14 protein-coding genes and 1 pseudogene are annotated in these 14,094 nt (G+C 60.2%); 12 read left to right on the forward strand and 3 right to left on the reverse strand.

The features are described from left to right. Nucleotides 1–251, forward strand: a 251-nt coding sequence (locus tag C4N04_RS30615) for a phasin family protein (protein ID WP_189636761.1), incomplete at its 5' end; no start/stop codon positions are given. Nucleotides 252–264: 13 nt separating this feature from the next. Here the strand turns inward: C4N04_RS30615 and C4N04_RS30620 are convergent. Next, complete coding sequence (locus C4N04_RS30620) at nucleotides 265–510, reverse strand: NAD(P) transhydrogenase subunit alpha (protein WP_309506698.1); 246 nt, start codon at nucleotides 508–510, stop codon at nucleotides 265–267. A 463-nt stretch (nucleotides 511–973) separates the two neighbouring features. On the opposite strand from C4N04_RS30620, the gene hemN reads away from it, so the two are divergent. Next, nucleotides 974–2,326 carry an oxygen-independent coproporphyrinogen III oxidase gene (hemN, locus tag C4N04_RS30630; RefSeq protein ID WP_064820035.1) on the forward strand — a complete coding sequence of 451 codons (1,353 nt, stop codon included), beginning with the start codon at nucleotides 974–976 and terminating at the stop codon, nucleotides 2,324–2,326. 965 nt (nucleotides 2,327–3,291) lie between these two features. Here hemN and C4N04_RS30645 read toward each other — a convergent pair. Further along, nucleotides 3,292–3,735: a pseudoazurin gene (locus C4N04_RS30645; protein WP_004674399.1), complete on the reverse strand. Its 444-nt coding sequence runs from the start codon at nucleotides 3,733–3,735 to the stop codon at nucleotides 3,292–3,294. 306 nt (nucleotides 3,736–4,041) lie between these two features. Beyond that, nucleotides 4,042–4,758, reverse strand: a pseudogene (locus tag C4N04_RS31990) (cyclic nucleotide-binding domain-containing protein); the annotation flags it as partial. 241 nt (nucleotides 4,759–4,999) lie between these two features. Here C4N04_RS31990 and ccoN point away from each other — a divergent pair. The 10 genes from ccoN to C4N04_RS30700 all read left to right on the forward strand — a co-directional run bounded on the left by ccoN (nucleotide 5,000) and on the right by C4N04_RS30700 (nucleotide 13,931). Continuing rightward, nucleotides 5,000–6,622 carry a cytochrome-c oxidase, cbb3-type subunit I gene (gene ccoN, locus C4N04_RS30655; RefSeq protein WP_004674403.1) on the forward strand — a complete coding sequence of 541 codons (1,623 nt, stop codon included), beginning with the start codon at nucleotides 5,000–5,002 and terminating at the stop codon, nucleotides 6,620–6,622. Between the two features lie 8 nt (nucleotides 6,623–6,630). Then, a complete protein-coding gene (gene ccoO, locus C4N04_RS30660) occupies nucleotides 6,631–7,365 on the forward strand; it encodes a cytochrome-c oxidase, cbb3-type subunit II (RefSeq protein WP_004674404.1) in 735 nt (244 codons plus the stop codon). 8 nt (nucleotides 7,366–7,373) lie between these two features. Continuing rightward, complete coding sequence (locus C4N04_RS30665) at nucleotides 7,374–7,526, forward strand: cbb3-type cytochrome c oxidase subunit 3 (RefSeq protein WP_004674411.1); 153 nt, start codon at nucleotides 7,374–7,376, stop codon at nucleotides 7,524–7,526. Nucleotide 7,527: 1 nt separating this feature from the next. Next, on the forward strand, nucleotides 7,528–8,391 hold the full coding sequence (gene ccoP / locus C4N04_RS30670; protein ID WP_004674413.1) for a cytochrome-c oxidase, cbb3-type subunit III: 864 nt from the start codon (nucleotides 7,528–7,530) through the stop codon (nucleotides 8,389–8,391). Between the two features lie 11 nt (nucleotides 8,392–8,402). Continuing rightward, nucleotides 8,403–8,588 carry a hypothetical protein gene (locus C4N04_RS32400; RefSeq protein ID WP_004674416.1) on the forward strand — a complete coding sequence of 62 codons (186 nt, stop codon included), beginning with the start codon at nucleotides 8,403–8,405 and terminating at the stop codon, nucleotides 8,586–8,588. A 167-nt stretch (nucleotides 8,589–8,755) separates the two neighbouring features. Beyond that, complete coding sequence (ccoG, locus tag C4N04_RS30680) at nucleotides 8,756–10,330, forward strand: cytochrome c oxidase accessory protein CcoG (protein ID WP_011053473.1); 1,575 nt, start codon at nucleotides 8,756–8,758, stop codon at nucleotides 10,328–10,330. Then, nucleotides 10,327–10,812 carry a FixH family protein gene (locus tag C4N04_RS30685; RefSeq protein WP_011053472.1) on the forward strand — a complete coding sequence of 162 codons (486 nt, stop codon included), beginning with the start codon at nucleotides 10,327–10,329 and terminating at the stop codon, nucleotides 10,810–10,812. Before ccoG ends, C4N04_RS30685 begins: the two co-directional genes overlap by 4 nt. Beyond that, entirely contained in the window at nucleotides 10,809–13,079 is a 2,271-nt protein-coding gene (locus tag C4N04_RS30690) for a cation-translocating P-type ATPase (protein ID WP_011053471.1), read from the forward strand. Before C4N04_RS30685 ends, C4N04_RS30690 begins: the two co-directional genes overlap by 4 nt. Beyond that, complete coding sequence (gene ccoS, locus C4N04_RS30695) at nucleotides 13,076–13,234, forward strand: cbb3-type cytochrome oxidase assembly protein CcoS (RefSeq protein WP_011053470.1); 159 nt, start codon at nucleotides 13,076–13,078, stop codon at nucleotides 13,232–13,234. Before C4N04_RS30690 ends, ccoS begins: the two co-directional genes overlap by 4 nt. Nucleotides 13,235–13,265: 31 nt before the next feature. Then, nucleotides 13,266–13,931, forward strand: a complete 666-nt coding sequence (locus C4N04_RS30700; RefSeq protein ID WP_106797733.1) for a Crp/Fnr family transcriptional regulator — start codon at nucleotides 13,266–13,268, stop codon at nucleotides 13,929–13,931. The last annotated feature ends 163 nt before the right edge of the window (nucleotides 13,932–14,094 follow it).

Consider the following 14,094-nt stretch of genomic DNA (forward strand, 5'->3'; position numbering starts at 1 on the left):
TGTGGTGGAAGACGATCGCTGCACTGCAGGCCGACGCCGAGGCCAGCTTCTCACATTTGCAAGCTTTGCTGGGCGCGAATTCGCCGTCGCAGATCCTCGAACAGCAGTCGACCTTTTTCCGCAAGCGCGTTGAGACAAGTTTGCAGCACGCCAAGGAAGTCCGGGTGCTCTCAAGCAGGGCGGTGGAGGAAATCTCAAAGCCGGTCAAGGATGCTTTTGACAAGGTGCTGACGGACCTCAAGGCGACGTAAAACTGAGGAGACCCTAGAAATACCGCGCGGTGATCTGCCCGGTGAAGAAACACCTGAAGTTCGCACTCGCTTCGATGACCGCCCGGTAACCCCGATCTTTCCCATTCATCTTCTGTGCACGGCTGATGCGCGGGACCATGTCTATGGCGCTTATATTCGCGCCCGAATGCAGAGCCCGCTTGAGCAACTCATTGTTGGCTGCGGGATAGAAGAAAGCGATTAGCGTCTTTTCAGGCGACAGCAGGGCGACCTCATTGATCGAGGCGCACCTTGACGATCACGTCGGCGGCCGCGGCGAGGGCCTGTGGAATTGGAAAACGACCACGACTTCCGCGTTTCGGTAGGCTTCGCTCGAGATTCCCGCCGTTAGGCCGGCACCAGTTCCACTGGCGATCAACAAACTATCGCCGGGGGCCAGCGCATGGAGCGAGCCGAAACCGTGGGATGGCTCGGCCGGCGACAGCACGCGGACACCAATTTGTTTCACCCGTTTTGCGTATCAGTCATTCTTGCTCATTTCCTTGTGGCACGTCTCTTCGAACAGCCGGGACCGCGGCTCGACCCATGTCAGAACGAGATGTTAGGCGGGTTCGAAAGTGCTGACTTTCACAGCGGACAAAGATCCGGCTGACTCTGGCCTGAGACGTCATCATTGATTTGGGACAAGGAAGCCGGCGCGGCCGGAGGTCATAAAGCATCCTGTTTTGAAAAGGGATGCGAAAATGTCTGATGATCTGATCGCCAAATACGGCGATGCGCGGGTTCCGCGTTATACGAGTTACCCGACGGCGGCGGCTTTTTCTGCAGCCGTGGGGCCGGATGAATATGCCGGCAATCTCGCCCATATCGCCGCGGCTGGCCCGGTTTCGGTTTATCTCCACGTCCCGTTCTGCCGTTCGATATGCTGGTACTGCGGCTGCCACACGACCATCACCCGGCAAGACGCTCCGGTCGCCGACTATCTCGACGTGATGAAGGAAGAGATCGAGCTCGTCTCTTTTGCGGCCGGAAACGACGTGCCCGTCAAGTACGTGCATTTCGGCGGCGGCACGCCGTCGGTCATGAAGCCGCAGGAATTTTCGGCTCTAATGGCAAAGCTCAGGAGTGCCTTCACGTTTGAAGCGAAAGCCGGCGTCGCAGTCGAGATCGACCCTCGCACATTGGTCGCCCCCATGATCGATGCGCTCGCCGAAAACGGCGTCGACCGCGCAAGCCTCGGCGTCCAGAGCTTCGATCCGATCGTGCAGGCCGGTATCAAGCGGCTGCAATCCTTTGAGCAGACGGAAAGGGCGGTCGCCGGGTTGCGCTCAGCAGGCGTCAGCAGCATCAACTTCGACCTAATTTATGGCCTTCCGAAACAGACTGTCCAATCTTGCATCGAGACGGTCCGGCTGGCTGCAGAACTGCGTCCCGAACGTTTCGCCGTTTTCGGTTACGCTCACATACCCGCTTTTAAGAAAAATCAGCGCCTGATCGACGAAGCATCGCTGCCGGACGCAAAACAGCGGAACGAGCAGGCGGAAGTGATCGCCGAGGAGCTCCAGAAGGCCGGATATCTGCGCATTGGGCTCGATCATTTTGCACTGCCGAACGATCAGTTGGCGCTCGCCGCGCGCAACAGAACGCTGAGGAGAAACTTCCAGGGCTATACCACGGATGATTGCGATAGCCTGATCGGCCTCGGCGCATCTGCGATCGGGCGGCTGCCGGCCGGCTATATGCAGAACCACGTGCCTCTCGGCCTCTATGCCGAGCGAATTGCCTTCGGGGTGCTGCCGACCGCCAAGGGATATCTTCTCAGCGAGGAGGACAAGCTTCGGGCGAGGGTCATCGAGAGGCTGATGTGCGATTTCGAAGCCGATCTCGGCCAGTTGAGCAGCGGATCGGGTTTCGACACCGGCTTCCTTGTCGAGCGCAACGACCGTCTCGGCGAGCTCATGGCCGACGGCGTCGTGACGATCAGCGGTGAGCGGATTGTCGTATGCGAGGAGGCGCGCTTCATGGTCCGTGCAGTCGCGGCGGCATTCGACGCCTATTTTAGCTCGCACGGGCACACGCACAGCAAGGCAGCCTAGTACTTGTCGCCGGAAGTGTGCATCGGTTCCGGCGACACGAAACGCATCAAAGGCCGCGCGAGAAGACATCGAGTTCCCGTTTCTCGATCGAGGACCCTGCAGTTATCTTCCCAGGAGTCCCGTCGACAACGGCACGTCGAGGAGGATCGACGTCGCAAGTTCGTGTGAAGCAGGGCGGGCGCACTCACAAATACGGTCATCGGGCCGCCCTGTCACAAGTAGATGGGCGCCCGTATCACCGCCTGGACGTCGAGGTCGTTATCGTCGAGCTTTTCGGCTCATTCAAATACAGCTCGATCTCGGCAGGCCCCGGCCCAGGGTATCGTTGGCGACTGACGTCGAACCTTTAAGGTGGCGTGGGCAAGCGCCGGTCCGCAGAGTTGTGCCCATCGCGATTATGGCGGCCGCGCAGGCGCCTGAAGGAGCCTTTTCGCGAGGTGAGCTACCGAGCGCCACATGATCGACGGCTCTCGCCCTCTCACGAACGCGGTTGTTCGAGCACGTCGAAGGACGAGGCAGGGGTCTCCTAGTTGTAGGACTTGCCTGCCGCGGGGATTTCGATCAAACGTTCGACGGCGCCTTCCGTGCAATTCTTGGGTAACCAGAACGAGACCCCGGGTTTTGGCTGGCATCTCCTTCGCAACTGCCGCGCAAAAAAACGACCTCGTTATATTCGTCGTCAGCGAGATTGCCGCCGGGCTAGTGATCTTGCCCACGCGTTCCTTCACAGGTCTGCCGTGCAGATCATAGCTCTTTTCACAGGCCACATTCACTTTCTCGACGGTCCCACCAGGTTTCGGCATCGGCTTTGCCGACAACCGTGTCCGACCACTGCCTTGGACGTCTTGCCTGACAGCGCCTGGCTCTGCTCGATGCTCACTGAGCATCAGCTGCTCCTGGCGAGGCAAACAGCTGCCACGAAAGCCATCGTCATGGGCTGCGCGGTCATCCGCACCTGCTGTGTCTCACTGGGTGATGTTTGTGAGGTCGGCATCGAGCCGCTTGCGCACCATGTTCGGCACCTTTGCAGTCTTGATCGCTTCGAGATTGGGCGGACTGTCACCCACCTGGATCAGGGCAACCATGCCCATGCCGGAATGTGGGGTGCATTTCAGGACATAGACGCCTGGAACATCGAATTTCGCGCGATATAGCTCATTCGGCTTTGACTTGAAGTCGGCAACGCCATCCGGAATGAGGCCTTTGAAGGTTTCGACGTTGTGGCCCTTGTCGGTGGGGATGAAGGTGACGGTGTCGCCGGGGGCGATCTTCAGGAAGCCAGGCTCGAACACCATCGCGCCTTCCGTGCCTTTGTTGAGCATCCGAACCTGGTGGTCGGCCGCCATCAACGGCGCTGCCGAAACAATCAAGGCTGCCGCTGCAGCGATCAGACCGAATTTTAACCGCATTTGCAAGCTCCTTTTCTGCGAGACCCAATCAGCCTCATGAATGTGTCTTAGCAGATGCCGGAATTGGGCTCTTTGACGCCCGTCAAATTCGGGGAAAAAAGGCAGAAGGTCCCAATTTTTGCCTGCTTGCCCAGCGCCCTTGCGAGGGACATGGCAGCCTGCAAGCGATGTAGGAATCACCGAAGGACAAGCACGCTCGGCGAACGTCGGCGCTGCTGAACAGCTTAGGATTGCCGTGACTGAGCTCATATCGCGTCGAGAAGTTCGCGGAGGGCATGAATGTCGATCCCGCGGCTTGTCGCGTGTGTTGAGGTTTACCCTCTGACAGAAATCCTCGGAAAAATCATCAGTGTCGCCCGATAACCGTACCAGCGGGCAAGATTGACGTTCCGCAGGTCGTGCCTGCCCTCGGGAATAACGATGTTGCGCGACGCAAGTTTCGTAACGGTGTGGGCCAGGGTCTCGCTGGTCAGGCCGAGATGATCCGCAATGTCTTGACGATTCATGGAAACGCGCAACGGACCTTGGCGGACGCGGGTTGCGCCGGAATGCAAGCTTCACGATGAAGCTGCAGGGGCGCTCCTCGGCGTTCTTCTTCGGCAACAGCACCATCTGTTCATGCGAAGCGGCCGCCTCCTGCCAGAGCAACGAGAGCTAGGTCGAGCGAGCGCATTAGACCGAGCGACTTCCCCGTGGAAACTCATGTGCGATATCCGGCGGATCTTGCATTTCGTGACGGCCTCAGCCGTAAATAGGAAATCGTTTTGCAGCGACGCGCCGTTGAGATCGCCGGCGAATTGAAGAGCGATTATCACCCGACGATCTTTCGCCGATGATACGAAGCAGGCGCACGACACCTTCTTCCACCTGGACAAGATGGTTGCTTATCACCCTCCCACCAAATCGCCTTACCGGCTGCTACGGCCTGGCCGCCGAGCCTACGAACAGCGAAGAGAGGGATTGGCCGGCATGTATGGCTTCGCGCCCCTTCGCGCCATTGTCGAACGCGTGGTTGTTCTGCACAGCATCTTCATCGCCCCTTGTGGCAGTGGGTGCGGTAGAAAGCAGCTGCGTCACACGGGAGTAAGCGGGCGGTGCCAAAGGGGGAAGTTTGCAACAGAGTGTAACAACGTCGGTTCGTCCACCGCTTCCAGTCCGCTTGTTGATGTAGATCAAGGAGCCGTTCCCGTCTTCGTGACAGTCCTGCCTCGAAATCCGAGAAAGCCGGCCGCGAGGCGGTCGTCTGCGCACTGGAGACGACATCATGAATTACACGACAGAAACGATGGTGATCGCGGTCGCAGCGTTTCTGGCGCTGCTCGCGGCCGCATTCGCGCACGATCATCTGTTTGCAGTCCATATGGGTATACTTTGCCTCTGCCTGGTTGCGGGAACGCTGCTGCTTGTCAGAAACGCAGAGTTTTCGCCGACGGGCCAACAGCGCAAAACAGAGCTTACGGGCTATTGCGACGAGGTAATCCGCTATGGCCTGATCGCTACGGTGTTCTGGGGCGTCGTCGGCTTCCTCGTCGGCGTGATCATCGCGCTGCAGCTCGCCTTTCCCGACCTCAACATCGCGCCCTATTGGAATTTCGGAAGATTGCGGCCGGTTCACACATCGGCGGTGATCTTCGCCTTCGGCGGCAACGCGCTGATCATGACATCCTTCTATGTGGTGCAACGCACCTGTCGCGCGCGTCTCTTCGGAGGAACACTCGCCTGGTTCGTCTTCTGGGGCTACCAGCTGTTCATCGTGATGGCTGCGACCGGCTACGTGATCGGCATCAATCAGTCGCGCGAATATGCCGAGCCCGAATGGTACGTCGACCTGTGGCTTACCATCGTCTGGGTCGCCTATCTGGCCGTCTATCTCGGAACGATCCTGAAGCGCAAAGAGCCGCATATCTACGTGGCAAACTGGTTCTATCTCAGCTTCATAGTCACCATTGCGATGCTGCATGTGGTCAACAACCTCGCTGTTCCGGCGTCGTTCCTCGGCTCCAAGAGCTATTCTCTCTTCTCCGGCGTCCAGGATGCACTCACCCAATGGTGGTACGGCCACAACGCCGTCGGCTTCTTCCTCACCGCCGGCTTCCTGGGGATGATGTACTATTTTGTGCCGAAGCAGGCCAACCGGCCGGTTTATTCCTACCGGCTGTCGATCATCCACTTCTGGGCCCTGATCTTCATGTATATCTGGGCCGGCCCGCATCATCTGCATTACACGGCGCTGCCTGACTGGGCGCAGACGCTCGGAATGGTCTTCTCCGTCATGCTCTGGATGCCCTCCTGGGGCGGCATGATCAACGGTTTGATGACCCTTTCGGGCGCCTGGGACAAAATTCGCACCGACCCGATCATCCGGATGATGATCGTCGCCATCGCATTTTATGGGATGTCGACCTTCGAAGGCCCGATGATGTCGATAAAGGCGGTCAATTCGCTCAGCCACTATACCGAATGGACGATCGGTCACGTGCATTCCGGAGCACTTGGCTGGGTGGGTATGATCACCTTCGGGGCGATATACTACCTGACGCCGAAACTGTGGGGGCGCGAGCGCCTCTACAGCCTGCGGATGGTCAACTGGCACTTCTGGCTCGCGACGCTCGGGATCGTGATCTACGCCGCGGTGCTCTGGGTCGCGGGCATCCAGCAGGGGCTGATGTGGCGAGAATACAATTCCCAGGGCTTCCTCGTCTATTCCTTCGCTGAAACGGTCGCGGCGATGATCCCCTATTACGTGCTGCGTGCCGTCGGCGGAGCACTCTACCTAGCGGGTGGCCTCGTCATGGCCTGGAACGTGTTCATGACGATCCGCGGCCACCTGCGCGACGAAGCGCCAATCCCGACCAGTTTGGTGCCCCAGGCACAGCCTGCCGAGTGAGGTGAGACATGGCATCGTTACTTGATAAACATAAGACCCTCGAGAAGAACGCGACGCTTCTTCTGGTCGGCTCGCTGCTGGTCGTCAGCATTGGCGGCATCGTTGAAATCGCACCGCTGTTCTACCTGCAGAACACGATCGAAAAAGTGGAAGGCATGCGGCCCTACACGCCGCTAGAGCTCGCCGGACGGAACATCTACATCCGTGAAGGCTGCTATCTCTGCCACAGCCAGATGATCCGGCCGTTCCGTGATGAGGTCGAACGTTACGGCCATTATTCGCTCGCCGCGGAATCGATGTACGACCACCCGTTCCAATGGGGATCCAAGCGGACAGGGCCCGATCTGGCCCGCGTCGGGGGGCGTTACTCGAACGAATGGCACGTCCAGCATCTCGCAAATCCGCGGGCCGTGGTGCCGGAATCAATCATGCCGAGCTACGCCTTCCTCGAAGAGAAGGAGGTGACGGTCAGGAGTATCGGAGAGGACCTCAAGGCCAATGAGGACGTGGGCGTGCCTTACAGCGACGACATGCTGGCGAATGCCGAGGCCGACATGAGAGCCCAGGCCGATCCGAACGCGGACACGGCGGCTCTACTCAAGCGCTACCCAAATGCGAATGTCGGCGATCTCGACGGCGATCCAACCCGGCTGACCGAGATGGACGCGCTGGTGTCCTACCTGCAGATGCTCGGAACGCTGGTTAATTTCTCGACCTATGACGACGCGACCGGCTACCGGTGAGGTGATCCATGGAAACTTACACTGCAATGAGACACTTCTCCGACAGCTGGGGCCTCCTGGCAATGGCCGCATTCTTCGTCGGCGCGGTCATGCTCACCCTTCGCCCAGGTAGCAAGCAGACGGCCAAAGATGCCGCCGATATTCCCTTGAAGGACGATTGAGATGTCGCAAAAGCATATCGATGAACTGAGCGGCGTCGAAACGACGGGTCATGAATGGGACGGCATCCAAGAGCTCAACAATCCCATGCCGCGCTGGTGGATCTGGACCTTCTACGTGACGATCCTCTGGGCGATCGGCTACGCCATCGCTTACCCGGCCATCCCGATGATCACTTCCGCCACTAACGGCTATCTCGGTTATTCAACGCGCGCCGAGCTGCAGCAGGACCTCAATCTCGCTAAGTCATCGCAGACGGAGTTCCATGACCTGATCGCTGCCAAGACAGTGGAGGAGATCGACGCGGATCCTGCTCTTCGTAAATTCGCGATCGCTGGCGGCGCATCCGCTTTCAAGGTGAACTGCGCGCCCTGCCATGGATCGGGAGCGAGCGGCGGTCCGGGGTTTCCGAATCTCAACGACGACGACTGGCTGTGGGGCGGGGATCTGAATGCCATCCAGGCCACGATCTCTCATGGCATCCGCTTCGACGGCGATACGGATAGCCATTCCTCCGAAATGCCGCCCTTTGCCGGTGTTCTGGAGCCCATCCAGATGAAGCAGGTCGCCGCCTTTGTCTGGGGGCTGACCAATACGCCCTCGGATGTCGGTCTGGCGGCGGCCGGAAAACAGGTTTTCTTCGACAATTGCGCCCCATGTCACGGCGAGGACGCCAAAGGAAAGGTGGAAATGGGTGCGCCGGATCTCGCCGACGCAATCTGGCTGAAGTCGCGGGGTGAAGACGCCATCCTTCGTCAGGTTGCCTCTCCCAAACATGGCGTAATGCCTGCCTGGGCAGCGCGCCTGGGGGACACAACGGTAAACGAGCTTACTATTTTCGTTCATGCGCTCGGCGGCGGCACGTAAGGAGAAGAGACATGACAGCCCACGACCGCAATCCGATCCTCCCTCTCTACGGCGCGCCGCGTGCTGTTATCCGATCGCGTGTCTCAGCCCGCGCCCAACAGATGCCTGCGTCTTCGGAGCAGGACGACCCTGCAAAAATCGGCAATTCGATGGTGAGTTTGATCTGCCTCAAAGACCACAAGCAGACGAGCCGATAGTTTCAGCTCCTGTGGAGGACGTCCCAGCGGTTTCTCCGCCGCTGTCCTCCGGCCACGCCCTTACTCTGGGGCGTGGCCTTTTCGCTTCTGCACGGTCGTTCTTGATCTGCATCAAGGAACGGATCCGCCACGGCTGGGAAAAGAGTGGTGAAAATCGGACAGGTCCTATGAATCTCTATACCCGCCCTAATCTAAATGACATTGACCACGTTCGCGTCGAACCCGTCAACGCCCGGCGCAACCGCCAGCCTCTCTATGCGCCGCGCAAGAAGATCTTTCCGAAACGAGCCGAAGGGCCCTTTCGCCGGTTCAAATGGGTCTTGATGCTGCTCACGCTTGGCACCTATTACCTCGCGCCGTGGATTCGCTGGGACCGCGGTCCCTATGCGCCCAATCAGGCAATCCTCGTCGACCTCGCCTCGCGGCGCTTCTTCTTTTTCTTCATCGAGATCTGGCCGCAGGAATTCTACTATGTGGCGGGCCTGCTCGTCATGGCGGGCTTCGGCCTCTTTCTCCTCACCGCCGCTGTCGGCCGCGCCTGGTGTGGCTATGCCTGTCCGCAGACCGTCTGGGTCGATCTCTTTCTCGTCGTCGAACGCGCTGTCGAAGGCGACCGAAACGCTCGGATGAAGCTCGATGCCGACCCCTTCACTTTCGACAAGCTCAGGAAGCGGGTGATCAAGCACGCGATCTGGCTGCTGATCGCCATCGCCACGGGCGGAGCATGGATCTTCTATTTTGCCGACGCGCCGAGCCTGGCGGCTTCACTGTTTGACGGCAGCGCTCCTGCCGCTGCGTATGCCACGATCGCCACCCTGACCGCGACGACCTATGTGCTTGGCGGCCTCATGCGCGAACAGACATGCACCTATATGTGTCCGTGGCCGCGCATTCAGGGCGCGATGCTGGATGAGAATTCGCTTGTTGTCACCTACAACGACTGGCGGGGCGAGCAGCGGTCGCGCCATGGCAAGAAGGCTCAGGGTCTGCCGGTGGGCGATTGCGTGGACTGCAATGCCTGCGTCGCCGTCTGCCCGATGGGGATCGACATCCGCGACGGCCAGCAGATGGAATGCATCACATGCGCCCTCTGCATCGACGCCTGTGGCGGCGTCATGGACAAGCTCGGGAAGCCACACGGCCTGATCGCCTATGCGACGCTCAAGGAATATTCGAGCAACATGTCGCTTGCTACTGACGGAGGACGGACAGCCATCCAGCCCTCCAATGTCCGAAACGACGACGGAAGCTTCATGCCAGCTGTCCGGAATTTCGACTGGCGCATCATCTTCCGCCGAAGAATTGTCTTCTACGGTGTCGTCTGGGCATCGATCGGCGTCGCCATGGTCGTCCATCTCGCCTTACGCGATCGGCTCAGGCTCAACGTTATCCACGACCGGAACCCTCAATATGTTCTGGAAAGCGACGGCTCCATCCGAAACGGCTACACGCTGCATGTCCTCAACATGGTGCCGAAGCCGCGGGACGTGACCATCACCCTCGTCGGGCTGGAGGGGGGCACAATGCGCATTCCCGAGTTCGGCGGGCAGGATGCCCGCAGCTTCACCGCTCACGTCGAACCCGACGCGGCCACGACGCTCAAGGTCTTCGTCACGCGCGCCCCAGACGGGGCAGAGATCAACGAATTCCTCTTCGTCATCGAAGATATAGGTCAAGACGCAGGTCAAGCCGACCGGGCGAGCTATCGCGCGGCGTTCAACGCGCCGGGAGACGTGAAATGAAGACTTCTACTCAGGGCTTTACCGGCTTGCACGTGCTGCTTGCCACCTCGGCATTCTTCGCCGTAGTGATCGCCGTAAACGCCACCATGGCCTTCTATGCTGCGTCCAGCTGGAGTGGCATCGTCGTGGAAAACACCTATGTGGCCAGCCAGGAATTCAACACCAGGGCGGCAGCGATGAAGGCAATGGCCGCCTCCGGCGTCGAGGGCGCGCTCGTCGTTAAGGGCAGCCAAATCCGTTACGACATCCACGACCAGGCCGGCACGCCTGCGATCATCGATGATGTCACGCTGAACTTCAAACGGCCCGTCGGCGATCATGAGGATTTCCGCGTGACGCTCCGGAAGACGGGCGAAGGGCGGTTCGAAGCCGATCACCAGGTTGTCGCCGGCGACTGGATCGTCGAGGCCATATCGAGAATGAACGGGGCGGTCGTCATGCATGAGGCCAAACGCTTCGACACCGCGGAGTTCCGCCAATGACCTGCTGCTCGATGGATGCGGAAAGCGTTCTCGGCCTCAGCGCGACATCCGCCAGCGCCGAGGAGGTATGCCTTGCAAGCCACCCGCTCGGGGCTGGGTTACGCCAGGTCGACCTCAGCGTGCCCGACGTCCACTGTGGCGACTGCATATTGACCCTCGAAAAAGCGCTGTCGGCGCTTGCGTTCGTCAGGAAAGCCCGGGTCAATCTCACCGCCAGGCGTGTCACCTGCGTCTATCAGGAAGAGATCGAGGCGAAGGCGACCGATCCCTCCGAAATCCTCGCCGCGATCACCTTGGCCGGATACCGCGCCCATCTCATCACGTCGACAGCACCCGAAACCGACAGGATCCGGAACCAGCTACTGCTGGCGATTGGAGTTTCCGGCTTTGCGGCCGCCAACATCATGATGCTCTCGGTGTCGGTATGGTCGGGCGCCGATGCGGCCACGCGCGACATGTTTCACTGGATCTCGGCGATGATCGCGGCGCCGGCGCTGGTTTATGGTGGACGCTTCTTCTTCAAATCGGCCTGGAGCGGGCTCAAGCGTAGGCGCACCAACATGGATGTTCCGATCTCGCTTGCAGTGACGCTGTCCTATGCGGTCTCCCTATGGGAAACCATGCACCATGGCGAACATGCCTGGTTCGACGCGTCGGTGTCTCTGCTGTTCTTCCTGCTGATCGGCAGAACCCTCGATCATGTGATGCGGGAAAAAGCCCGCGCCGCGATCAACGGGCTTGCCAGACTGGCGCCGCGCGGGGCGCAGCTGATGATGCCGGACGGGTCGCGGCACTACATCCCGGTCGAAGAGATCGCCGTCGGGGATAACATCGCGATTGCCGCCGGCCAACGCATTCCCGTCGATGGCATGATCGTCAGCGGCGAGAGCGATGTTGACCTCTCCATCGTCACCGGTGAAAGCAGCACGGTCGCCGTCGCCGCAGGCAGCGCGCTGAATTCGGGTGCGATGAACCTGACCGGTTCGCTCGTCCTGCGGGCGACCAAAGTGGCAAGGGATTCGCTTCTTTCCGAGATCATCGGCCTGATGGAAGCGGCCGAGGGCGGCAGGGCTCGTTATCGCCGGGTCGCCGATCGCGCCGCAGCACTTTATTCTCCCGCCGTGCACCTGTTGGCGCTGGCCTCCTTTCTCGCCTGGGGCTTGCTTGGGGGCGATTGGAAACAGGCCATGCTGGTCGCGGTCGCGGTGCTGATCATCACATGCCCCTGCGCATTGGGCCTTGCTGTACCGGTGGTCCAGGTGGTCGCCGCCGGCGAACTTTTCCGCAGGGGCATCGTGGTGAAGGACGGTTCGGCGCTCGAAAGACTGGCCGACGCGGACATCGTGGCCTTCGACAAGACCGGCACCCTGACGATGGGCCGGCCCCGCCTCGTCCGAATCGACTCGATCGCGGGCAATAGAGCCATCGTTTGCGCAATGGCGGCGCATTCACGGCATCCGCTTTCCCAGGGTCTGGTGCGGGACATAGACATCTCTTACCCCTTCGCCTTCGACAGGGTCACGGAAATCGCCGGCGGGGGGCTGGAAGCCTGGCAAGGAGCGGACTTCTATCGGCTCGGCAACCGGGCCTTTGCCTGCGGAACCGGGCTCACGCCCGCGGGCGATACTCCGTTTTCGGAGGTGGTCCTGTCGAAAAACGGCGTCGATCTCGCCCGTTTCCTGTTTGACGACACGCTTCGTCCGGGCGCCGCGGAGACTTTCCGCCAGCTCGCTGCAGCCGGTATCGAAACGTTGATAGTATCCGGCGACAGGCAGGCCGTCGTCGACAACACAGCGCGGGCTCTCGGTATCGGCAAAGCTCTGGGCGACCTGGGGCCGAAACAGAAGGTCGAGGAACTCCAGAGGCTGGGCGCCGAGGGCTATCGCGTGCTCATGGTCGGCGACGGGATCAACGACGCACCGGCGCTGGCCGCCGCGCAGGTCTCGATGGCGCCTGCAACCGCATCCGACGTCGGCAGGCAAGCCGCCGACCTTATCTTCTTCAACGATCGTCTCGATGCCGTTCCTGAGGCAATCGCCGTTGCACGAAGATCCGCCAGCCTCATTCGCCAGAACTTTGCTCTCGCCATCGGTTACAACGTGCTTGCGGTACCGATCGCAATCGCCGGCCTGGCAACGCCGCTGATAGCGGCGGTGGCCATGTCGACTTCGTCGATCATCGTCGTGACGAATGCGCTGCGATTAAATGCCTTCGGCCTACGGAGCGAGCCGCTTGCCGGCGGACGTGCGGAAGTTGAAACCGCATGAACATGCTGATCTATCTGATGCCGATCGCACTGCTGATGGGGGGAATGGGTCTCCTGGCGTTCCTCTGGTCGCTGACGAGCCGCCAGTACGAGGACCTTGAAGGAGCAGCTTGGCGAATCCTCGTCGAGGACGAAACCGATTGCAAAAGACCTTGAACCGCTCACGGCCGAAACGAAAGGAAGATCGATGCTATCGAGACATCCCATACTTTTGCGATCTGACCTGTTTCACGGCCTGGACAAAGCAAGGATAGAAGAACTGGCCGACACGGCTCAGTTCCAGATCTTCGCACCGGACGAGCGGATCATCGCCGAGGGCCAGCAGGCGTCGTTCGTCTATTGCGTGATGCGCGGCTTCGTGCGACTTTCGAAGTCGGAATCCGCGGGGCGCCAGGCAGATATCTGCATCTGCGAACCGGGTGAGACGTTCGGTGAATATCTCCTGTCGGCAGGCGGCTCCTACACCTACAGCGCATGGTCCGCCGACGGCGCAGAGGTCGCGTTGTTCGAACTTGTGGAGTTGCGGGCGCTTGCCGACCGGGACCCCGTCATGCGTCGCAACGTCATGCGCATCATGGCCCGGCATCTGCTCGGTGCCATGGATTGCATAGCGGGAGACCGGCTGCACACGGCTGCACAGCGTGTTGCGAATTACCTCGTCAGCCGCTGCCCGGCCTCAGCATCGCAGGCCACCTTTCGCCTGCCTTACCGGAAAAGAATTCTGGCCGGCAAACTCGGGGTTGCGCCCGAAGCCCTTTCGCGGGCTTTCGCTGCCCTCGGTCCTGCAGGGGTCGAAGTCAGAGGCAGGGTCGTCGTGGTTGACAGCGTCGATCTGCTGCGGAAGGCGTGCTGACCTCGGGCAGGGCGATAACCGCGCCGGAATTCGACAACCGTCAATATGGCGATCGCTTGCTCCGTTATGGCCAGGCGCAAAAAAGCACCAGGACGGATTGTTTTTGTGATCTCGACTGTCTTCATCGCTTGCTTCAGGCCTTGTCCGCATCAACGGTGGCGCT

The organism is Rhizobium sp. H4 (assembly GCF_003013335.1).
Classification (GTDB): Bacteria; Pseudomonadota; Alphaproteobacteria; order Rhizobiales; family Rhizobiaceae; genus Rhizobium; species Rhizobium sophoriradicis.

Bases quoted from the DNA above. Each gene is read 5' to 3' on its own strand.
- C4N04_RS30700 (WP_106797733.1), top strand. From the start codon at position 13,266: ATGCTATCGAGACATCCCATACTTTTGCGATCTGACCTGTTTCACGGC.
- ccoO (WP_004674404.1), top strand. From the start codon at position 6,631: ATGGCATCGTTACTTGATAAACATAAGACCCTCGAGAAGAACGCGACG.
- ccoN (WP_004674403.1), top strand. From the start codon at position 5,000: ATGAATTACACGACAGAAACGATGGTGATCGCGGTCGCAGCGTTTCTG.
- C4N04_RS30645 (WP_004674399.1), bottom strand. From the start codon at position 3,735: ATGCGGTTAAAATTCGGTCTGATCGCTGCAGCGGCAGCCTTGATTGTT.
- C4N04_RS32400 (WP_004674416.1), top strand. From the start codon at position 8,403: ATGACAGCCCACGACCGCAATCCGATCCTCCCTCTCTACGGCGCGCCG.
- C4N04_RS30665 (WP_004674411.1), top strand. From the start codon at position 7,374: ATGGAAACTTACACTGCAATGAGACACTTCTCCGACAGCTGGGGCCTC.
- ccoP (WP_004674413.1), top strand. From the start codon at position 7,528: ATGTCGCAAAAGCATATCGATGAACTGAGCGGCGTCGAAACGACGGGT.
- ccoG (WP_011053473.1), top strand. From the start codon at position 8,756: ATGAATCTCTATACCCGCCCTAATCTAAATGACATTGACCACGTTCGC.
- C4N04_RS30685 (WP_011053472.1), top strand. From the start codon at position 10,327: ATGAAGACTTCTACTCAGGGCTTTACCGGCTTGCACGTGCTGCTTGCC.
- C4N04_RS30690 (WP_011053471.1), top strand. From the start codon at position 10,809: ATGACCTGCTGCTCGATGGATGCGGAAAGCGTTCTCGGCCTCAGCGCG.
- ccoS (WP_011053470.1), top strand. From the start codon at position 13,076: ATGAACATGCTGATCTATCTGATGCCGATCGCACTGCTGATGGGGGGA.
- hemN (WP_064820035.1), top strand. From the start codon at position 974: ATGTCTGATGATCTGATCGCCAAATACGGCGATGCGCGGGTTCCGCGT.